Here is a 20,009-nt window from a genome sequence, read left to right on the forward strand (position 1 = left end):
TTGAGCAACATTATTTCGAGTTACCGAACCACATTGTTGCAGATGCAGGTTATGGTAGTGAACAGAACTATAATGATATCCTTTCTAATAGAAAAAAAGAAGCGCTTATTACGTATAATTTATATTTAAAGGAACAAAAGAAGAGGTACCGACAAAACAAATTTAATCCCGACAACTGGGAGTATGATGAGGAAACAGATACATATACATGCCCAAATCAAAAACGTCTTCAATTTCAATATCATTCTATTCGCAATGATCGTACAGGATTTGAACGGAAGTTCAAAATCTATGAGTGTGAAGATTGTTCCTCATGCCCCTTCCGTTCATTATGCACAAAAGCAAAAGAAGGCAACAATCGAAAACTAATGGTGAATGAAAAATGGGAACAGCAAAAAGAATATGTAAGAGGGAAGCTTTTAGAAGAGAAGACGGGTGCCATCTATCGAAAACGAAAAATCGATGTGGAACCAGTTTTTGGATTTTTGAAGGCGAATTTGTGTTTCTCTCGATTTTCTGTACGTGGAAAATCGAAGGTAGAAAACGAAATTGGCCTCGCGTTAATGGCAGTGAATCTAAGAAAACTCACTGCCAACAAATAGGATAATAGAGGCACTACCACTCTAAATAGAAAAAGGCGAATTTGAGCTCGCTCAAATTCACCTTTTTCACTTTTTGAGGCTAGTTATGTCCCAGCCTCTTTTATCTTTAAGCATTGATAATTATATCAAATCATATTTAACAGCTCTAATTTATTTTATTTTTTAAATAACTGAATAAATTGAAATATTTGTTAAGTTAAATACAACCGACAAAAAGATATAAGTCAAAATGAACTATTATAGTAGGGTCACCGAAGAAAGGTGGTGAAAACGTGGACTATCGTATTGTTTCCTCTATAGTGTTCCTAATATCCTTATTTCTCGTCATACCTACTTACGTGTCTGGGGCAAGCAATGGTAATGCTAATAAAGACCTTAAAGTAGAGGCTGAAATAAAAATAAACAGCAAGAATAAAAATAACAACAAAGAAAAAGGGACGTATAACAGTCAGGCGCAAAAAGAAGTTTCAAAAACTAAGAAAAATGAAAAACAGAATCAAGCTAAGGAAAATCACAAAAACATCCAGTCAACCAAGAAGACTAATAATGGTAAAAAATCTTTTAAGAATACCAAAGTTCTAGACAAGACAAAGGACAAGGCTAACCAACTGAAAAAGATAAAGGGTAGTCCATCTGATCAAGTTGTAAACCATAGTGATGATGGACAGAAAGCCAAACAATTTAAGCAATCTATTATTAGGTCGACTAAGACTGAACAAAATATGCAAGAAAGAACTAAGTCAAGTACAACCAACTATAACTCAAAATCTGAAGAACAAAGTAAAAGAGGAATGCTACTAGACTATTACTATGTTGTGGTGAACATTAACAACTTGCACAGTTCACCTAGCTCTTCTACTGATGGAGGAGGGCAAGGGTCTAACTTAAATCACCAATTACAAGCACTTGAATTAAATCAACATAGATTTAAAATTTCACAGAAGAAGGATAGTGTTTCAAATATCCAAGCCTTGAGCAATCAATGGATAAATGCGCCTCCTTCTCAACCACCGGATTTATCTTCTTCTTGCTAATTATCAAAATAAATTCTAAAAGAAGAAGGAGAGATTATTAATGAACAAGGTTGTTAAATCATTTGTTGTAGCGGGAGCAATTTCAGTGAGTCTATTAGTTGGAGCTGGTATGAGTGAAGCTTCAGAACAACAAGAAATAAGTGATATCCAAAGTGTTCAAAAATATGATGAACGTGATGATATTGATGAAGTAAAGACGAAGGAAAAGAACAATCCTTCTAAAGAAAATAAAGCAAACTCAAAAGCAAGTGAAAGAGCAAGTGAGAGAGCCAAAGAAAGAGCTTCAGAAAATTCAGCAGTGCATGCATCAATTGAGGAACATATTGAAAGTGATGATATCATTACAAAGCCTCAAAAAGATGAAGAAAGTATAACTGAAGATGATTCTGAGGATCAAGAAGTTAGTCGTGAAGAAGATAGTCAGGATAAAGAAAATACTGAAGAAGTAGATGAAGAATTAATTTCAGATAAAAAGACAAATCCGTCTTCACAGAATAAAGCTAATCAACAAGCTAAAATACATGCGTCAGTTAACTCTGCGGTACATGCTACAATAGAAGAAGTGATGAATGATGAAACTGAAGAAATCGCTATAGAGCTTAATGAACTAGCATTAGAAGAGGATGCTGAACAAGAAGTTACTGATGGAGAAAAGAAAGATGAAGAAACTGTAGTAATAAATCACGTTGACACAAAAATAAATCCATCTTTGGAGAATAAAGAAAACTCAAAAGCGAGTGATAAAGCGAGTGATTCAGCTAAAGAACATGCTGCAACAAATTCAGCTGTACATTTCATGTCTTTAAAAGATGAGGAAGAAGTTGAGTAACTACATTTATGAAATGTTCTATCTAAAGGATAAATAGATGAAAGAAAAAACGCTTGGTTTTCCAAGCGTTTTTTAAAAAAATTTATTAAAGAATAACATCTTTTAAAGGGAAGCGAGGTGTCGGATGAGCTGGTGCAACTGCTTTACCGATAGAAATAAGCATAACAGGAACGTAGCGCTCAGGAACATTAAATTCTTCAACAAATTTTACTGAATCGTAACCACCCATTGGGACAGTGTCATATCCAAGTGACTTAGCAGCTAACATTAATTGCATCGCAGCTAATGATCCATTACGAATTGCTTCATCACGTGCTGCGTTCGGAATGCTAGCATATGCACCGTTAATTTGAGCGATTAATGTATTTTTAGCTTCTTCAGGCATAAAGCCTTTTTTAACTGCTTCGCCATACACGATTTCTGCATTTTTATTCGCTTGTAAATCACCTAAAACTGCAACCGTTACGCTGCTGTCAACAACTTGTTCTTGATTATAAGCGATTGGAAGTAGGCGTTGTTTATCTTCTTCTTTGTCAATAACGATAAATTTCCAATGTTGTAAGTTCCATGAAGATGGTGCTGTTACTGTTAAGTTAAGAATTTCTTCTAGGTCTTCCTTAGGCATTACATGTCCCTTTTCATATTTACGTACTGATGTGCGTGCTTTCATCACTTCTGATGCAGACATATCTTTTTTTGTAGTTGTCATGAGTTAAATTCTCCTAACCTATATTTAATGTAATTTTTTTTGTTACAATTAACTGTCAAAAAAGTTTAATCATTCGTGACAATTAATATTATACTGTAATTCTAGATGTTACAGTTAGAAAAGTCAATAAAAACTATTTAATATTTATAAACATTCTTCGTAACGCATATCCACTTGTTTTTTCGATCTGTGTGATTGTATTGATGTTTTCAATTTTTGTAACAAATTTGTAGGCTGTGAAATTTGTTTGTCTAAATATTGATTAGATAACTCTTCAACGATATTTAAAGCAAGCTTAGGATTATTCCCCATTAATTGAGCATAGTTATAAGCATCAATTTGAAAGAATTCAGCATTAGACAAAGCTTTGGCACTTATATGCTTTGAAGAAAAAATTGATCGGTCACCAAAAAATTCGCCTTCATGAACGATTTTCTCAGTACCTTTTTCAGCATCTGTTAAAAGGATCGTTCCTTTTACTAAAAATAACACAGAATTGATAGGTGCTTGAGGACTATATATTACCGTTCCATGTTCGACTTGATGGTTTTGTCCGTATGCTTCTAATTTATTTTGATCTTGAAAAATTTGTTCATTATTAGTTGTATAAGACACAACGTTCATATTCATATGATCCCTCCTGAACTGTAATTGTTTAAATTACATTTAGATCAAATGCTTGGTCGAAACCAAGTCATTTGCTTATATATTTTGTGCATCTTTTTCTTTAATTTGAACTAATATATCAGCAATTGTAAATTGCCCTAAGAAATTGCCTAGATGCTCTTCAGCGTCTTGGAAGATGGAAAAAAGCACATGCTTCATATTTGCACCAATGATACATTGTTCATTTGCTTGGGAGCATTTTGGCTGCAGAGTTCCTTCAGAAGTTATTGAATAAATTTCTTTTAATGTTACTTCGCTAGGTTCACAAGCAAGTATAAAGCCTCCACCTGCACCCTCTTTTGATTTAATATAGCCATTTTTTTTGAGTAAGCTGAGCATCTTACGTATTCTCACTGGATGAACTGAAGCGCTCTCGGCTAAATAGTCACTAGTAGCCATTTTGCCAGGTAATAACGCAAGATATGTGAGGCTATGCACGGCAAGTGAAAATTCACTGTTCATTTTTGTTTTTCTCCCTCCCTTAACTACATGTCAAAAGGCAATTTCACCTTATTGTGTGAACAAAGTTATTGACGGTTAAGTTCTCTATCGCTTACAGCTGTTGTAGCATTCTTTACGCCAACTAGTTCTTTGTTATTGTTGCGAATAGCATTTAGTTTTTTTGTTAGCTTCATGAAAGTTTCTTCATCACGTTCAATAAGTGCGATGTCAATTAAGTTTAACAGATAACCCTCTTGTTGTAAGTCTGAGTGTTGAATAATCGAAATGGTAGTTATTGGTATTTTAATGGATTTTCCTTCAAGTTCATGGTTATCACTCTGAACAATACGAACGACTCCAGTTTGTCCTTCTAAGGATTCAATAAAACCATGATATAGTTCATCATTTCGACTTGTACCTTTCACCCAATCACCGATAAGTAAAGGCTTCATATTTATTCCCTCCTTTGTAATTAATGCTCTGTAACTTAGTTGCAAATGTTGCTAAAGTGAGCAGATCAAAGTAGTATTATACGATTTCATCAGCTTTTATTTTATGTGAAGTTTTTCTTGTACGAAAACAAATTAATAATAATAATTACTGTAATTATAAATGTTACAGTAGTGTTCGTCAAGAACTTGGTTTCTATTGGAAGAAGATTAGGTTATTGTATATAATAGGTAGAACATTTTTAAATATTGAAAACAGTTATATGAATGAGTTGTTCGAATTTATTGGTAAGTGGAATTTAACTATTATGCGATAATAAATAGTGGTTCATTAAACTTATGACATATATATATGGGGATTATTTAGGAGGTAATGACTTTGATAAATTTTGATATGAAATTAGAAAAATACGCTGAGACTGTAGTACAAGTCGGTTTAAATGTTCAAAAGGGTCAAACTGTTTATATTAACACACCTATAGAGGCAACAGATTTCGTTCATAAAGTGGTGAAGCAAGCTTATAAAGCTGGAGCAAAGGATGTATTAGTCGAATACATAGATAGTCAACTAGATCTACTTAAATATGAACTAGCACCTGAAGAAGGTTTAAAGAGTTTTCCACAATGGAAAGTGAAGGGCTTATTAGATATGGCTGAGGATAATGTAGCATATTTAAACGTTTATGCTCAAAACCCAGAACTGTTGAAGGATATTGATCCAAATCGTGTAGCGGTGGCAACAAAGGCTGCAAGAGCAGCTATGAAAGAGTTTCAAGGTTATATAGGTGGGGGAAGAATAAGCTGGGCAATTGTATCAGTGCCTACACCTGAATGGGCGCAGATGATATTTCCGAACTTAAATAAAGAAGAAGCTGTTGAACAGCTTTGGGAACAAATTTTTGCAGTTACACGTATTAATAATGGAGAACCAGTTGAAATGTGGAAGGATCATATTAGCTCCTTAAATGAACGTGCGAATTATTTAAATAATAAAAAATACAAAAAATTGCATTACAGTGGGCCTGGTGCGAATTTAACGATTGAATTACCAGATGCACATCAATGGTTATGTGCAAAATTCACAAACGACGCAGGAACAAATTTTGTGCCTAATTTACCTACCGAAGAAGTATTTACTATTCCTGTGAAAACGGGCGTGAATGGGAAGGTGTCGAGTACGAAGCCCCTTCATTATAATGGTACAATTATTAATAATTTTAGTCTGACATTCAAAGATGGGAAGGTTGTAGATTTTGCTGCAGAGGAAGGCTTTGAGGCATTGAAAGGTCTATTGGAAACAGATGAAGGCGCTTCATACCTTGGGGAAGTAGCGTTAGTACCACATCATTCACCAATATCTAATTCGAATCTAGTTTTCTATAACACTTTGTATGATGAAAATGCATCTTGTCACCTTGCATTAGGTAATGCATTGCCTATTTGTATTAAAAACGGAAAACAAATGAGTAAAGAAGAGCTACTACAAATCGGGTTTAACGACAGTATTACACATGTAGACTTTATGATTGGATCTGACAAACTTCATATAGACGGTGAAACTGTTGAAGGACTAGTTGAGCCGATTTTCCTTGATGGAAACTGGGTTATTTAATAGCTTGGAGGAAGTATAAGTTTAGAACAGTTTTTACATGGCAAAGTTAATGAATTATTAGTAAATCTTAAAAGTAAGAATATTGATGACAAGAAATACATGATAAAGGATTTTATTTACGTAGTAAGTGGGAGAAGACAATTGCAAATCATCTAAAGGAAAGTGGAAAGGTGAAGATATACTTAAATAGTGTCGGAGGTTTTTTATGGCACCTTTTTAGCTTTAAGAAGGTGCCGTTTTTACAAGGGGAAGAAGCCGACCTTGTATTTAATAATGAACCTAAAGGGACATGTTATATATTTTATCAGCAATTAGATATGGTGTTACTCATAGAAAATGCTGCTCACATATGTGCGGATGATTTTAAAGATGAACAGGATGTTTATATAGTAGATGAATATTTTAGTTAGACATATGTTGTTACACATGAACAAGGGGAATTAGGTCCGTATTTTAGTAGAAAAGAGTAACATAAAAGTAACAAAGAGGATTTTTGAATACATCGAAGAATAAAGTATGAGCATACATTTTTCAAGCAGGAGGTTTTATCGTTGTTATTATATTTTTAATACCCATCTGTTAACAAATATTTTACTAAAATGACAGATAGGGAGCTGGAAATATTGAAATATACATCGTCACTTAATGGAGTTACTCATGAAATGCTTGAAGGTTTTTTTGTAGATTGGCCGAATCCGCCTAGTCCACAAACACATTTAAGGTTGTTGACAAATAGCTATAAAGTTATCATTGCAATAGATGAAACAAATAATCAAGTTGTTGGGTTTATTACAGCTATAAGTGATGGCGTTCTTTCTGCTTACATTCCTTTGCTAGAAGTGTTGCCGACATACAAAAACAAAGGAGTTGGAAAGGAATTAGTCACTCGAATGCTACAAGAACTTAATGACATATACATGATAGACGTGATGTGTGATGAGGACCTTCAGCCTTACTATGAAAAGTTTGGCATGATGAGGTCTACCGGTATGATAATAAGAAATTATAATAAGCAATCAGGTAGAGGTTAAAAAAATTACATATGTTAAATGGAAAGAGATTGGATGCTTTTCCAGTCTCTTTTGTAAATTAGTGCTAGTGATATTCATTGATCGAAAGGATCTTCGTATACAGTTAAGGCGATATAACAGGCTATTTGCTTCTTTAAAATAAGGTGTTTCATGGATAGTTGTTTTTCGTTTAAAGATATAAGCACGTAAACATCTAGCGTTCGTGACAACTTTCCTTTTGTAAAATAATAAGCCACTTTGTATGGTCCCAATTTATAGAAAAAATTTTACGAAAAGAGCCTTACAATAACATGACTATCGAGGTGTGATTAATATGACTGATGAGGTTTGCATAAGACCAATTAAACGTGAAGAATTACAATCATTATTACATTTGTATACACATTTGAATTCAGATGATCCAGAGCTATCTGCTACCGATATAGCACCTTTATGGGAGCGAATTTGCTGTAACCCTCATACATACTATATCGTTGCAGATAAAAATGGTCAGCTAGTTGCATCATGTGTGCTAAACATTATAATGAATTTGACGAGGAACGCACGTCCTTACGGCTTAATGGAAAATGTGGTTACTCACAGTAATTATAGACGTAAAGGGTATGGAACGAAGGTATTGCAGGCAGCGTTGGACATTGCATGGGAACAAAACTGTTATAAAGTGATGCTTCTTACTGGCTCCAAAAAAGAAGAGACATTATCTTTTTACGAACGTGCAGGGTTTAAAAAAGGGATAAAAACTGGTTTTATCGCTACTCCTTGAAAACATCGCACGATATCGTTTTTAGCTTCATTTGTTGGAAATACAGACCTGAAAAACTTAATTCTTTAGTTTTCTTGCCTCAAAGGTGACCATATTTATGTACTAGAAGGCTACAATGAGCCTTCATGTATACAGTTGTATTTGTACTGCTTAATAAAATCATCGTTTTAGTTTAAAAAGGATGATCCCTAATAGAATAATACATATTCCGACTACTTTATTCCATGTAATCGTCATTGTATCAAACCCAAACCAACCGAAGGTATCGATGAGAAGCGCTACAGTAAACTGTGATACTAAAACAACAGAAACAGCATAAGCTGGCCCAATATGTCGAATACCTTTCATAATACAAAATACAATTCCTACGCCAATTACTCCGCTAAAGAGATAGAGTTTATTTATGTTTTCTAATTTGAATAAACTAGTATCATTATTCAAATAAAAGATGGGTAATGAGGCTATGAAGCCTAATCCTAGAACGAGTGTAGTCGTTGCCCATGAACCTACACGTTCACTAACTCTTGCATTAAATACCGTTTGAATGCTAATCAATATACCTGTAACGATTGATAATATAACGCCTTGCATATTATTCCTCCCTAGTTATTCATAAATATTCCCTTCTGCTCGTTCACTTAATAGACTAAGGTTTTTTACGTAAATTGAACCTTTTCTACGCTCTATCACACCTTCTTCATCTAGTTTTTGAATGACACGATTTAAATGTCGATAGCTCGTCCCAATTAAATCAGCTAGCTCAGTTAAGTTCGATGTTCTCATTTCTTGATGAAATAATGAACCCTCTTCATCAGATGAAATCGATAGTAAATAGCTTGCAAGCCGTACTTCGACAGAGTAAAGTATATTTAAACTAGATGTTTGGGATTCAGTAAAAAATTTTTGGGTCATTATTTCAAGTAAAAATTTCACAAAAGTGACTCGGTTCTCCTCTTTATTTCTAATTTGCTCATACGATACTCCGATTAAATAGCCATCAGAAGCAGCTTCAACCGTATAAATCACTTTGTTTTTTTTAATAAATTCTATATCTCCAATGATTGCTATAGGTTTTTTGAAGCGTACTATCCTTGTCTTTCCTTCAGGAGAAATCGTATATATTTTAATTTTTCCTTTTACTAGAAAATACATATGATTTAATGTATCTCCTCTTGTGCATAAGGTCTCTCCTTTAACGAAACGATGTAATGTCATCTTCTTTTGGGTTTCCTGTGAAAAAACGGAATCTAACTGATGGTAATTAAGATAAAGGATTAGTAAACTTGGATTATTAACCTTGTCCATCATGTATCACCAATCTTCATTAAATTTTAAAGACAATCACTCCACAAAACATTAAAGCAATACCAAGCAACTTTGACCAGGTGATGCGCTGTTTTTGCTCTTCAAACAAACCTTTAGTCTCAATAATGAATGCTGAAAATAACTGAGCTATTAATAGTACTGCAACAGCAAAAGTGGGACCTATAAGGTTGATTGCGGTCATTTGTCCGAATACGATCATAACCCCAAAGGTTCCACCTAGAAGGTATAGGAATGGTGTCTTTTGAAATCCACCTCTTTGTCCATCTCTCACAAACAAATAAATGACGAATGAAATGATAAATCCAATCAAATGAATGAGTGAGGTCGTATGCCATGGTCCTAGATCATCACTTAACCGGGCATTAAAAGCACCTTGTAAAGTTATAAAAATTCCTGCTGCTAGTGAATATAATAAACCTTTCATGATATCCCTTCCTCTCAAATTCGTTATAGATTAATTAAAATATAAAAGTAAAGTAAGAAGAAAGGACATATGTCCTTATTGTAGTCATTTTCTTTAATTCATAATATAGGGAAGTAATTTATTGATTTGTTAATAAATTACTTCCCTATATTAGTAATCGTATCTACGTCGTGCTGTTGTCCTTAAGGAATAGCAACATAGTTTGCAAAAGCCCCTAACAATTAAGGTTGATGAGGTGAGGATAGCCAAAAAATTAATTCTAAATTGACATGCCATTATAATTAGATTAATATCTAATTAGATATATATCAAATTCGCGAGGAGGTTAAAGCGTGCAATTAGAAAAGATTGTTCAATTTCATAAGGTTCTTGGTGATCCGACAAGAATTCGGATTTTAGTGTTGTTGGCACAAGGACCGTTACATGGTCAAGCAATAGCGGGAAAGTTAGGGTTAAGTCCACCGACGATTACTCATCATGTTACTAAATTAAGAGATCTAGGACTCATTAAAGAAAAAAGAGAGAAAAATACGATTTATTTTTATTTAAACAAGAAAGATCTAGAGCATAAATCGTTAGCACTAATAAATGTTATTAATCATAAGGGAGAAATAGGTATGAGTCGTGATACAAATAATCAGGCAATACTAAATAATTTTGTTACGAGTGATGGGAAATTAAAAACGATACCTGCACAAAGAAAGAAGAAGTTAATTATCTTAGAATATATTATTAAAGGACTAGAGCAGGGACGAAAGTACACCGAAAGAGAGATTAATGACCATATTAAACAATTTCATGATGATTATGCGACTTTACGTAGAGAGCTTATTATGGGACATTATATGTATAGAGAAAAAGGAATTTATGAATTAAATCCCCAAGAAATGTGGGCAAAAATTGATTAGATTGAATGGCTCTTTTCGTAAACTATGAGATATAATAATCAACTTTTATGATGGTTCATAATTATAAAAAGTAGAAAAGATGCCCTGAAGTCTAGAGGAATAATACGTGTTTATAGCATAGAGCGAAAAGCAACATTTAATGCGAAAACAGCGTTGTTGTTTGATTATAGAGGGGGATGTTTTATACGATACTCCTTTGGCTGTTGTAAGAGGTGAGGAAAGTGGAAGAGTCCCAGCTTTATGTAGTCATATAATGATGGTCATTTTAAGTTTCATTCTCATTGGGGGAGTAGTCTTGGAGGTTATTAGTACGCGGAAAAATTATGGCGTCGTTATGGAATCTAAGATTTTTTTTCTCATGAATGTAGTTGTAACCATTCTATTTCCGTTTATTTTTCAAAAATACGGTAATATTATGGCGAATATAAGCTTTTATCTAATTTTTGTTTTCTTCATTTTCGTCATCCTTTTTTTGAGATTTTATTATGGTGGAAGAAGTATATCAGTTTATGAGATTACACAACAAGAGGTAAAAGCTATCATTAAAGAAGTGTTAGATCATTTGCAAATCGTATATGAAGAGAAGGAAGATGATGTGAATGATAAGTACATATTTGACTTAGTCAATGACCGAGCGAAAGTAGTGATGAGTTGGCACCCTGTAAAAGGTCATAAAAGGACGACGATAAATATATCTATTAAGCGGTGGTGGAGAATATCTCGTCATGAAGAGGTATTGCAAGACATGCTTCTAAAATTAAAGGCAAACAGACAAAAAAAGTGGTATTGGGAAAAGCATACTCTCAGCTTTATCGTATTGTTAATCTATATTGTTTTTGTAATTAATATTATTGCTAAAATCAACTCATGAAATTAAATTTGGCTACCAACCAATGTATTTATATGAACCGATACGGTTTTTGGATCAAGAATCGTATAGATGACTAGCGCAAAGAGCTTTATCAAATTTAGCAATTCAAACACCCCTCATACATAAATTTTAACTATTATATGAATGTAAGGTTTATTTTGCTTGTGTATAAACAACAGCTCAATGAAAATCATATGGAATAAATGACGTATGAAATAAAGAAATTTAAGATCTAGCTCCATAGTAAAACGGGATAATAGCATGAATGGGGTTAAGAACAAGGCTAAAATACAAAAATGCTTTTATGATATTCCAGTATACATAAAATCAGAAGATAAGCTGAATTACTAATGGTGAATAAGTCTGAAATAATCCACATAAGCAAGCTAAAAAAGAATCTAAATCTAAAAATAGGGTTGTCTCATAAGTCGAATCTTTGACTTAGAGGCAACCTTTAATTGTACTTTAGCAACTTTATATAAATTATTATTACAAGATATAACATGAACTTTATGAACAATATTGCCTAAATAAAGCTAAAAGTTGTTATTTTTATAATATTCACAAAATAATATTCTTACTTTTATAATTGAAAGCGTTATCAAATATAAGATAAGGGGGGAATTTGTTGTGAAAAGATTGTGGGTTTTGATGTTCTGTACATTTATGTTACTGTTGGGTGCTTGTAGTAGTAATGCTAATAATGATGCTTCTACAGGTGAATGGCAACCAACTAAACCGATTGAAGTTATTGCTCCAGGTGGTGCTGGTGGCGGATGGGATACTACTGCACGTACTGTTTCAAAAGTTCTAGAACAAGAAGGGTTAGTAAGTGAACGTATGGCAGTTGTGAATAAACCTGGTGGTGGAGGTGCAGTGGGGTGGGCGTATGTAAACGAGAAAAAGGATGATAATCATACTATTTTCGTTACGTCACCACCTATTTTGTTTGTCCCATTAAATGGTCAATCAGATGTAGGTCATAATGATTTTACTCCCATTGCTGGGGTGATTGCTGATTTTGCAGCTTTTATTGTTCACGCAGATTCACCTTTTAATAATATGAATGACCTAGTGAAAGCCTTAAAAACAGATCCCCAATCAATTTCTGTAGTTGGTGATTCTGCTCCAGGAAGCATGGATCATTTGCAGTTTGTAAAAGCTGTAAAGGCTGCTGGTGTTGATATAAAGCAATTAAAATATGTATCTGCACAGGATGGTAGTGGAATGACCATGTTGCTTGGTAATAAGGTTGATGTGTATTCTACTGGATTGGCTGAAGCAACTGAACAAGCGAAAGCAGGAAAGGTCAAAGTATTGGCGATAACGGCCCCGGAGCGACTTGAAGGGGAAACTGTTTCGGAATTCCCAACATTAAAAGATCAAGGAATAGATGATGAGTTTGTAGTTTGGCGTGGTTTTATGGGAACACCTGATATGGACCCTATAGCAACAAAATACTATGAAACAGCTATTAAAAATATGATGGAGACTGAGGCTTGGAAGGGGCAAAGAGATAATTTTGGCTGGAAAGACAATTTTATGAGCGGTAAAGAATTTAAAGCATTTCTAGATAAAGAATATGAAACGATGGAAAAGCTTATGAAAGAAATTGGTCTTGCTGATTAGCAGTTGCAAGAGGTTGTTTTAAAAGGTCAGAATCTTAAATATTAAAAAAATGATGAAATATCAACATTCGTTAACATGGAGAGGGGTGTCTCTAAGCCGGAAATTCGACTTATCAGACACCCCCTTTAATATAAATATTTTAACATTCGGTTGCTCATTTCTTATAAAAGTAGGTGTTTTATGTGTTCAAGACAATGGATTGTAAACTATCATTGATATGTTTTACAATTGCTACTTGCTATTTGTTTTTAAGCTACCGGCTTCCAGAATATCCATACGCTATTATGGATGCTGATGTCATTCCAAAAGGACTAGGGTTTTTGCTTGTCATTCTTGCTTTCTTGCTTTTTCTTCAAAATAAGCCAGAGACGGAACAAGAGCGCGAAAAGAGGAATATTGATCCAAAGGAAATTCGTATGCTACTTGTCGTTCTTATCATTACAATTATTTATATTTTTTTACTAGAAATAATTGGATTTGTAATTAATACGTTTTTATTTTTGCTAGTACTCATACGTTTATTAGGATATAAAAAATGGTTAAGTAATATGCTTGTCTCAATCATTTTACCTATAGTCATTTATTTTGCATTTAATTACCTGCTCAAAATTTACTTACCTCAAGGAATCTTACCATTCTAATGAGAGGAGATAATGTTTATGGAAAGTTTAGATAGCTTATTATATGGATTTGATGTAGCACTCTCATGGACGAATATATTATATGCATTTGTAGGTGTATTAGCAGGGACGATTATTGGCATGTTACCAGGATTAGGTCCTATTAGCGCCATTGCAATAATGATTCCTCTTAGTTATGGTATGGAAGCTGCTTCTGCCTTAATATTGATGGCTGGCGTGTATTATGGAGCTGTATTTGGTGGCTCAACATCATCAATATTACTAAATGCCCCTGGCGTATCTGGAACAGTCGCAACATCTTTTGATGGTTACCCACTCGCAAAGCAAGGAAAAGCAGGAAAAGCCTTAGCAATTGCTGCAATTTCTTCTTTTTCAGGGGGGACGATGGGCGTTATTGCTTTAATGTTAATTGCTCCATTAATGGCACGTGTAGCCATTACTTTCGGACCAACTGAATATTTTGCATTAATGTTATTAGGATTGACAGCCATCTCAAGTTTATCAGAAGGATCAACAATTAAGGCATTAATTTCCGCAACAGTAGGTATGATGGTGGCTACGGTCGGCATGGAGCAACAAACCGGAACACAGCGCTTTACTTTTGATAGTATAAATCTAATAGAAGGGATCGACTTTCTTATTATAGCTTTAGGATTATTTGCTCTATCTGAAGTTTGTTCTTTAATTTTGTCACGACATCAAAAATCAAATGAAAAAACGAGTGTCGGAAAATTAACGATAACAAAACAAGAGGCAAAAGAAATCTCGGGGCCAATTGCGAGACATTCTATACTTGGCTTTTTACTCGGAGTATTACCTGGCGCGGGGGCTACAATTGCTTCGTTCATGTCTTATATTACAGAGAAACGGATAGCGAAGAATCCCTCTTCCTTTGGCAAAGGGAACTTGAAAGGGATAGCTGCTCCTGAAACTTCTAACAATGCAGCAACGAGTGGTGCATTCGTTCCATTGCTAACGTTAGGAATCCCTGGGTCAGGTACAACAGCTGTTTTACTTGGGGCACTTATGGTAGTTGGTGTCCAGCCTGGTCCACTAATGCTTCAAGATCATCCCGATGTTTTTTGGGGAGTTATAGCTAGTATGTATATTGGCAATATCTTTTTATTAGTATTAAATTTACCATTAATTCCTTTTATCGCAAAAATTTTGTACATCCCAAAACAGATGCTAATCGCTTTGATCATTGTATTTTGTTTAATTGGTGTTTATGGAGTGAGTTTTAATACATTCGACTTATATTTACTAATAGCATTTGGTGTTTTTGGTTATATGATGCGACTCTTCTCATTTCCAGCACCGCCGTTTATTTTAGCTTTTATATTAGGAGGGATGATGGAGCAATATTTCAGTCAAGCATTGACAATTTCTAACGGACATTATAGTACTTTTATAGAAAGTCCGATAACAATTATTTTATTAAGTTTATCTTTGCTTTCGCTATGTATTCCATTTATTCAAAGTCGTGTGAAAAATAATTATAATGGAATAAATAAGGGTGTGTAAATGTAGTTGTGTTTAACACTATATAGTAAAATATCTACGTTCAGGCCTTCCAACAGTTCCATAGGTAAGGTCAGCCCTAACTTTATCCACAGAAACTAAATATTCTAAATATCGGCGAGCTGTCGTACGACTGACGCCGATATCTTGTCCTAATTCTTCAGCAGTTATCCCTTTATCATATGAGCCCACTTCATCTAACACTTTGGTTAGTGTTAACGGGTCTATTCCTTTAGGTGTTAATTGTTGTTGATCATCTTTTCTAATTGAACGAAATAAATCATCTACATCTTGCTGTTCAAACATAATAGTATTTTCAATTTGTTGCTTATAAACTTTATATTTTTCTAATGTATCTTTAAACCTTGGAAAGATAATTGGTTTAATAATGTAATCAATTGCTCCGCCTCTTATAGCATCCTGCACCTTTGCTGCTTCTTTTGCAGCCGTTATCATGATTACATCTGTATTTCGGTAATGTCTTCTAATATACCATAGCAAGTCCATTCCATCTTCTCCAGGAAAATAAACATCTAGCAAAACAAGATCTGGATGTAATATTTCTAATAATTCATAAGCTTCTTCCGAATTTGTTGCGATACCGCATACAATAAAATTTGAAATCTTTTCAGTAAAGCGTCGATTGATCTCTGCTATACGCGTATCATCCTCCACAATAAGTACCTTGATTTCACTCATGTTTTGTCTCCCCTTTGGCTTTTGGAACAACGACTGTAAAGTTTGCCCCACCTAAGTTGCTTTTTGACAAAGTTATATACCCTTGTAAATTGTCCACGGCTTTTTCTACTAAGTGTAAGCCGTAACCTCGGTTTGAATTCTTTTTTGTACTAAAGCCTTTAGTGAAAATTTTCTCCTCCATATTTTTTGGTATGCCATTTCCTGAGTCTTCAACTTCAAAAATGATATCGTGTCCAATATCTGTCATAAATAATTGTACGACTCTGTCTTTTGGAGGTAATTCAAGAACTGCTTCGAAGGAATTTTCAAGTAGGTTACCTAAAATGGTAACTAATTTTTCTTTCTGAATGGTAGTAGGGATATCTTTTAAACTACTATCATTATGAACTACAAAATTTACTTTCAACTCATGCGCCCGATTATACTTTCCTAGAATTAAAGCTGATATAAGAGTATTAGGAACCGCTTTCATTAAAAAGTGAACTAAATTTTGGTACCCTGACGTCTCCGACTGTATTAAATCAAGTGCTTCTTGATGTGATTCCAACTGAATTAATCCTGCTATTGTATAAAGTTTGTTTGAATACTCATGAGTTTGTGCACGAAGTATTTCCGTATACTGTTGAACTTGAGAGAGCTCATTCGATAATTGGTCAATTTCGGTTTTTTTTCTGAAACTTGCGACAACTCCGCTTATATGATTGTTAGTGAAAATAGGTATTCTATTAACAATCGTATCATAATTTCCAATTTGTAATTCATCATTATAGTGACTTTCACTTGTTTCAAGTACTTCCAGCATTTTTGTATGTGGTAAAACTTGTTGAATTTGTTTTCCTACTATTAGTTCAGATGGAGGTAAAGCTAAAATTTGATACGCCTTTTGATTGGCTAATGTGATTTTCCCTTCATGATTAATTGCTATAATCCCTTCATGTATTGATTCGAGGATGGCATTCTTTTCTATAAATAACTGTGCGATCTCTCTTGGCTCTAAACCAAAAATTTGGTTTTTGAAATTTGTAGCGATAGAAACTGCACCTAAAATACCAATTGCTAGCACGATAATAATTAAAATGATCACTTTTGTTTTATACTCTTGGATAATGACTTGTACGTCTTCAGTTAAAAAACCTACAGACACAATTCCTATAACAGAGCCATCTTCATCAACTATGGGGACTTTACCTCGGATGGAAGGACCTAATGTCCCTACTGCTTGAGAAACATAAGATTCTCCTAGTAGTAACCCGCGATCATTATCACCACCTACCATATGTTTCCCAATTCGATCTTGAATTGGATGGGAGTAACGAATACCATCCTGATTTCCTACTACTATGAATTCAGCACCAGTTTGTACTCTAATATTTTCTACAAGTGGTTGAATGATAATAGAAGGATTATCAAGCTCAAAAGCATCAGAAATTTCCTGGATAGATGAAACTGTTTTAGAGACAGCCAATGCTCGTTTCCCAATTTGGCTTTCTATACTTTCTGACAACATCGAATTAAATAAGGCGCCGGCAATGATCAGAATAAACATTAATAATAAAACAATTAATAAAGCCATTTTTGTTTGAAGTTGAAGTGACTTTATCGATTTCATCCCATATGTCTCCTTTGTAGACATTCTCTAAACCTATTATAACGTTTTCTAAAGTTATTATAATAATAAATTAAGATAGTAAAACATTTTACTTTTGCTAAAATATAGATATTGAATATAGTTCTTGGGAGGATCAAATTATGTCTACATTACAAAAAGCAATTAAGCTGAGGGAAGAAGGTCATTTGGAGTCTTCAAAGGAGTTAATGCTAAAGCTTGTTGATGAAGAGCCTAACAATCCAACAGTGCTATATCAATGCGCTTGGTCACATGATGTACTTGGACTTGAAGTTGAAGCAGTCCCTTATTATGTGAAAGCACTAGAAACTGGTTTAGCTGGCGAAGACAAAAGGGGAGCATTGTTAGGATTAGGGAGCACATATAGAACGATAGGTGAATACCAGCTAGCAAAAGAAACGTTAGAAAATGGCTTAAAAGAATTCCCACATGCAAATGAGTTTTATCCTTTTTATGCTATGGCTTTATACAATTTGGGACATCACAAAGAATCAATGGAAGTGTTATTGCGTAACCTGGCTGAATTAACAAATGATGAGGGTATTAAGCAATATCAAAAAGCTATTCTCTTTTATGCAGATAAACTAGATAAAGTATGGACATGATTATTTAATTAAACGTTTGTTTAAATTTGCCCTATTCAATTGCTGTCTTATATATATAGCAACATCAAGGTGAGGTTATATACGACAAAGATATTAACTTTGTTGCTTATACGACAAAGATAAAAATGCTCTGTTAGTTAACTTTGTTGTTTGAATTTGAGTAACTGATGTGTATGCTATGGATTATAGAAGAGAGAAGAGAAGGTGCCCCGATCGTTAGTTATACTCGTGTTTAGATCTTATTAAAAAAGCAACAATTAACATGAAAACAGCCAAGTACAAAGAAAAGTTATCACAAAAGTTTGCTATTATTATTGCTAAAATTAAGATAGGAAACAGCCTCTAATTATAGCTTACTTGGATTTGAGTCAATATCTTGGACACAAAAAGATTAAGTTTTATGCAGAGTCTTTGAATAGTTCTTCTATTGCTTGAGGTGTTTTATAAGCAATGCTGCTATGCTTTCTTTTTCTGTTATACCAAGCTTCGATAAATTCAAAGATGGCGATATTGGCAGTATTATAGTCTAGATATTGAACATGATTTACTTCTTCTTTCTTCAATATAGCGTGGAAAGATTCAATACAGGCGTTATCATAAGGGTATCCTTTTTGGCTAAAGGAGTGTGTTATACCATAAGATTTAATACGGTCAGTAAATGCTTGGCTTGTATATTGTGAACCTAGGTCAGTATGTAGAATTAACCCTTCGGGTGGTAATTGAGTTACGTAAGCATTTTCTAGAGCTTTTATTACGACGTCTGTTGTCATTTCCTCTGAAAAGGAATAGCCGACAATTTTTCGCGAATGTAAATCCATCACCGATGCTAAATAGCACCATCCGTCTTTCACCGTATGCACATAAGTTATATCAGCCACCCACTTTTCATTAATTGATGCAGTTGAAAAATCTCTTTTCAAGATGTTTTCTCGATTTACAACTTTCTCATTTGAACTATATGGACGGAATTTCTTTTTAACAATAGAGTGGATATCAGCTTTTTTCATTAAACGTTGGACACGTTTCAAACTGATGTGTATTCCTTCTTCTGTTAGTTGATGGTGAATTTTTGGAGCCCCATAACGTCCTTTACTCTCTTTATGGATCGTTGTCATTCGCTCAGTGATTTGTCTATTTTCTTTTTCACGTTTTGATTCAACCTTATTTAATGATTGATAATATGTACTGCGAGGTACATTCAATACCTCACACATAAGTGACACTGGATGTTCTGTCGTTTTCTCTTGGATGAAGCCCGTTAGCTCGTCTGGATTTACTTTTTCGCGAATATGGCCATAGCCTTTTTTAAGATCTCATTCTCCTCTTGAAGACGAAGCATCTGCTTTTGCATCTTTGAAATATCATCAGCCGTAAAGCTTGAACCATCTTCTGTTTCAATTGGAGAGTACTTCTTATTCCAATTATAAATAGTTACTTCCGATACGCCATATTCATTACTAAGTTCTTTGACTGAGCTACCAGAACGGTAAAGTTCAACGATCATCTTCTTGAAATCTTGAGTATATTTTTTGCCTGTATTTTTGTTTCCCATCCGGACACAACCTTTCTAAGTACATTTTAAGTACTTAACGTTTTTGTGTCCATAAAACTATACTAACTCC

At 34.1% G+C, this 20,009-nt stretch carries 23 protein-coding genes; 13 read left to right on the forward strand and 10 right to left on the reverse strand.

Translation table 11 applies throughout. The features are described from left to right. From ACSVDA_RS19620 to ACSVDA_RS19630, 3 genes are all read left to right on the forward strand, one after another. Positions 1–602: transposase (locus ACSVDA_RS19620; RefSeq protein WP_485885410.1), on the forward strand; the 602-nt coding region annotated here is incomplete at its 5' end. 272 nt (positions 603–874) lie between these two features. After that, complete coding sequence (locus ACSVDA_RS19625; protein WP_485885412.1) at positions 875–1,636, forward strand: hypothetical protein; 762 nt, start codon at positions 875–877, stop codon at positions 1,634–1,636. A 40-nt stretch (positions 1,637–1,676) separates the two neighbouring features. Beyond that, positions 1,677–2,465 carry a hypothetical protein gene (locus ACSVDA_RS19630; RefSeq protein ID WP_485885414.1) on the forward strand — a complete coding sequence of 263 codons (789 nt, stop codon included), beginning with the start codon at positions 1,677–1,679 and terminating at the stop codon, positions 2,463–2,465. 85 nt (positions 2,466–2,550) lie between these two features. On the opposite strand, the gene ACSVDA_RS19635 is transcribed toward ACSVDA_RS19630, so the two are convergent. From ACSVDA_RS19635 to ACSVDA_RS19650, 4 genes are all read right to left on the reverse strand, one after another. Further along, entirely contained in the window at positions 2,551–3,174 is a 624-nt protein-coding gene (locus ACSVDA_RS19635; RefSeq protein WP_485885416.1) for a nitroreductase family protein, read from the reverse strand. A 144-nt stretch (positions 3,175–3,318) separates the two neighbouring features. Then, entirely contained in the window at positions 3,319–3,804 is a 486-nt protein-coding gene (locus ACSVDA_RS19640) for a Crp/Fnr family transcriptional regulator (RefSeq protein ID WP_485885418.1), read from the reverse strand. 72 nt (positions 3,805–3,876) lie between these two features. Next, the gene (locus tag ACSVDA_RS19645) at positions 3,877–4,302 is read right to left on the reverse strand and encodes an RrF2 family transcriptional regulator (RefSeq protein ID WP_214484412.1); all 426 of its coding nucleotides are present in this window, start codon (positions 4,300–4,302) and stop codon (positions 3,877–3,879) included. 65 nt (positions 4,303–4,367) lie between these two features. Continuing rightward, positions 4,368–4,733: an IDEAL domain-containing protein gene (locus ACSVDA_RS19650; RefSeq protein WP_485885420.1), complete on the reverse strand. Its 366-nt coding sequence runs from the start codon at positions 4,731–4,733 to the stop codon at positions 4,368–4,370. Positions 4,734–5,103: 370 nt separating this feature from the next. On the opposite strand from ACSVDA_RS19650, the gene ACSVDA_RS19655 reads away from it, so the two are divergent. The 4 genes from ACSVDA_RS19655 (at position 5,104) to ACSVDA_RS19670 (ending at position 8,136) form a co-directional block, all read left to right on the forward strand. After that, the gene (locus ACSVDA_RS19655; protein WP_485885422.1) at positions 5,104–6,342 is read left to right on the forward strand and encodes an aminopeptidase; all 1,239 of its coding nucleotides are present in this window, start codon (positions 5,104–5,106) and stop codon (positions 6,340–6,342) included. Positions 6,343–6,437: 95 nt separating this feature from the next. After that, on the forward strand, positions 6,438–6,752 hold the full coding sequence (locus ACSVDA_RS19660) for a DUF4275 family protein (RefSeq protein WP_485885458.1): 315 nt from the start codon (positions 6,438–6,440) through the stop codon (positions 6,750–6,752). 213 nt (positions 6,753–6,965) lie between these two features. Further along, the gene (locus tag ACSVDA_RS19665) at positions 6,966–7,373 is read left to right on the forward strand and encodes a GNAT family N-acetyltransferase (RefSeq protein WP_485885424.1); all 408 of its coding nucleotides are present in this window, start codon (positions 6,966–6,968) and stop codon (positions 7,371–7,373) included. Positions 7,374–7,686: 313 nt separating this feature from the next. Beyond that, a complete protein-coding gene (locus tag ACSVDA_RS19670) occupies positions 7,687–8,136 on the forward strand; it encodes a GNAT family N-acetyltransferase (RefSeq protein WP_485885426.1) in 450 nt (149 codons plus the stop codon). Between the two features lie 159 nt (positions 8,137–8,295). Here the strand turns inward: ACSVDA_RS19670 and ACSVDA_RS19675 are convergent, their stop codons facing one another. From ACSVDA_RS19675 to ACSVDA_RS19685, 3 genes are read right to left on the reverse strand one after another with little or no spacing between them, the layout of a single operon-like run. Further along, entirely contained in the window at positions 8,296–8,727 is a 432-nt protein-coding gene (locus ACSVDA_RS19675) for a DMT family transporter (RefSeq protein WP_320210926.1), read from the reverse strand. A gap of 15 nt (positions 8,728–8,742) precedes the next feature. Further along, a complete protein-coding gene (locus tag ACSVDA_RS19680; RefSeq protein ID WP_485885429.1) occupies positions 8,743–9,441 on the reverse strand; it encodes a Crp/Fnr family transcriptional regulator in 699 nt (232 codons plus the stop codon). Positions 9,442–9,460: 19 nt separating this feature from the next. Beyond that, on the reverse strand, positions 9,461–9,886 hold the full coding sequence (locus ACSVDA_RS19685) for a DMT family transporter (RefSeq protein ID WP_214484420.1): 426 nt from the start codon (positions 9,884–9,886) through the stop codon (positions 9,461–9,463). A 332-nt stretch (positions 9,887–10,218) separates the two neighbouring features. On the opposite strand from ACSVDA_RS19685, the gene ACSVDA_RS19690 reads away from it, so the two are divergent. The 5 genes from ACSVDA_RS19690 to ACSVDA_RS19710 all read left to right on the forward strand — a co-directional run bounded on the left by ACSVDA_RS19690 (position 10,219) and on the right by ACSVDA_RS19710 (position 15,459). Continuing rightward, on the forward strand, positions 10,219–10,794 hold the full coding sequence (locus ACSVDA_RS19690) for a DUF2087 domain-containing protein (protein WP_485885431.1): 576 nt from the start codon (positions 10,219–10,221) through the stop codon (positions 10,792–10,794). A 139-nt stretch (positions 10,795–10,933) separates the two neighbouring features. After that, the gene (locus ACSVDA_RS19695) at positions 10,934–11,665 is read left to right on the forward strand and encodes a hypothetical protein (protein WP_485885433.1); all 732 of its coding nucleotides are present in this window, start codon (positions 10,934–10,936) and stop codon (positions 11,663–11,665) included. Between the two features lie 651 nt (positions 11,666–12,316). Further along, positions 12,317–13,294, forward strand: a complete 978-nt coding sequence (locus ACSVDA_RS19700; protein WP_485885459.1) for a tripartite tricarboxylate transporter substrate binding protein — start codon at positions 12,317–12,319, stop codon at positions 13,292–13,294. Between the two features lie 194 nt (positions 13,295–13,488). Further along, positions 13,489–13,935 carry a tripartite tricarboxylate transporter TctB family protein gene (locus tag ACSVDA_RS19705; protein ID WP_485885435.1) on the forward strand — a complete coding sequence of 149 codons (447 nt, stop codon included), beginning with the start codon at positions 13,489–13,491 and terminating at the stop codon, positions 13,933–13,935. An 18-nt stretch (positions 13,936–13,953) separates the two neighbouring features. Then, complete coding sequence (locus tag ACSVDA_RS19710) at positions 13,954–15,459, forward strand: tripartite tricarboxylate transporter permease (protein WP_485885437.1); 1,506 nt, start codon at positions 13,954–13,956, stop codon at positions 15,457–15,459. Between the two features lie 18 nt (positions 15,460–15,477). Here the strand turns inward: ACSVDA_RS19710 and ACSVDA_RS19715 are convergent, their stop codons facing one another. Together ACSVDA_RS19715 and ACSVDA_RS19720 are read right to left on the reverse strand one after the other, a co-directional pair. Next, on the reverse strand, positions 15,478–16,155 hold the full coding sequence (locus ACSVDA_RS19715; protein ID WP_214484425.1) for a response regulator: 678 nt from the start codon (positions 16,153–16,155) through the stop codon (positions 15,478–15,480). Beyond that, entirely contained in the window at positions 16,148–17,764 is a 1,617-nt protein-coding gene (locus ACSVDA_RS19720) for an ATP-binding protein (RefSeq protein WP_485885440.1), read from the reverse strand. The genes ACSVDA_RS19715 and ACSVDA_RS19720 overlap by 8 nt, the downstream gene beginning before the upstream one ends. Before the next feature lie 140 nt (positions 17,765–17,904). On the opposite strand from ACSVDA_RS19720, the gene ACSVDA_RS19725 reads away from it, so the two are divergent. Further along, entirely contained in the window at positions 17,905–18,387 is a 483-nt protein-coding gene (locus ACSVDA_RS19725) for a tetratricopeptide repeat protein (protein WP_485885442.1), read from the forward strand. Between the two features lie 398 nt (positions 18,388–18,785). Here the strand turns inward: ACSVDA_RS19725 and ACSVDA_RS19730 are convergent. Beyond that, positions 18,786–19,939, reverse strand: a protein-coding gene (locus ACSVDA_RS19730) for an IS3 family transposase (RefSeq protein WP_485885444.1) whose coding sequence is annotated in 2 segments (ribosomal slippage) — positions 18,786–19,687 and positions 19,687–19,939 — 1,155 coding nt in all. Because the reading frame shifts where the segments join, the coding sequence is not laid out codon by codon here. Positions 19,940–20,009 lie beyond the last annotated feature (70 nt).

Origin of the sequence: Cytobacillus sp. Hm23, assembly GCF_051842895.1 — a bacterium.
In the GTDB taxonomy this organism is placed as follows: domain Bacteria; phylum Bacillota; class Bacilli; order Bacillales; family SM2101; genus Nanhaiella.

Excerpts from the sequence above, each read along its gene's own strand:
- ACSVDA_RS19630 (WP_485885414.1), top strand. The coding sequence starts at position 1,677 with ATGAACAAGGTTGTTAAATCATTTGTTGTAGCGGGAGCAATTTCAGTG.
- ACSVDA_RS19635 (WP_485885416.1), bottom strand. The coding sequence starts at position 3,174 with ATGACAACTACAAAAAAAGATATGTCTGCATCAGAAGTGATGAAAGCA.
- ACSVDA_RS19640 (WP_485885418.1), bottom strand. The coding sequence starts at position 3,804 with ATGAATATGAACGTTGTGTCTTATACAACTAATAATGAACAAATTTTT.
- ACSVDA_RS19645 (WP_214484412.1), bottom strand. The coding sequence starts at position 4,302 with ATGAACAGTGAATTTTCACTTGCCGTGCATAGCCTCACATATCTTGCG.
- ACSVDA_RS19650 (WP_485885420.1), bottom strand. The coding sequence starts at position 4,733 with ATGAAGCCTTTACTTATCGGTGATTGGGTGAAAGGTACAAGTCGAAAT.
- ACSVDA_RS19655 (WP_485885422.1), top strand. The coding sequence starts at position 5,104 with ATGACTTTGATAAATTTTGATATGAAATTAGAAAAATACGCTGAGACT.
- ACSVDA_RS19670 (WP_485885426.1), top strand. The coding sequence starts at position 7,687 with ATGACTGATGAGGTTTGCATAAGACCAATTAAACGTGAAGAATTACAA.
- ACSVDA_RS19675 (WP_320210926.1), bottom strand. The coding sequence starts at position 8,727 with ATGCAAGGCGTTATATTATCAATCGTTACAGGTATATTGATTAGCATT.
- ACSVDA_RS19680 (WP_485885429.1), bottom strand. The coding sequence starts at position 9,441 with ATGGACAAGGTTAATAATCCAAGTTTACTAATCCTTTATCTTAATTAC.
- ACSVDA_RS19685 (WP_214484420.1), bottom strand. The coding sequence starts at position 9,886 with ATGAAAGGTTTATTATATTCACTAGCAGCAGGAATTTTTATAACTTTA.
- ACSVDA_RS19695 (WP_485885433.1), top strand. The coding sequence starts at position 10,934 with ATGCGAAAACAGCGTTGTTGTTTGATTATAGAGGGGGATGTTTTATAC.
- ACSVDA_RS19700 (WP_485885459.1), top strand. The coding sequence starts at position 12,317 with ATGTTCTGTACATTTATGTTACTGTTGGGTGCTTGTAGTAGTAATGCT.
- ACSVDA_RS19705 (WP_485885435.1), top strand. The coding sequence starts at position 13,489 with ATGGATTGTAAACTATCATTGATATGTTTTACAATTGCTACTTGCTAT.
- ACSVDA_RS19710 (WP_485885437.1), top strand. The coding sequence starts at position 13,954 with ATGGAAAGTTTAGATAGCTTATTATATGGATTTGATGTAGCACTCTCA.
- ACSVDA_RS19715 (WP_214484425.1), bottom strand. The coding sequence starts at position 16,155 with ATGAGTGAAATCAAGGTACTTATTGTGGAGGATGATACGCGTATAGCA.
- ACSVDA_RS19720 (WP_485885440.1), bottom strand. The coding sequence starts at position 17,764 with ATGAAATCGATAAAGTCACTTCAACTTCAAACAAAAATGGCTTTATTA.
- ACSVDA_RS19725 (WP_485885442.1), top strand. The coding sequence starts at position 17,905 with ATGTCTACATTACAAAAAGCAATTAAGCTGAGGGAAGAAGGTCATTTG.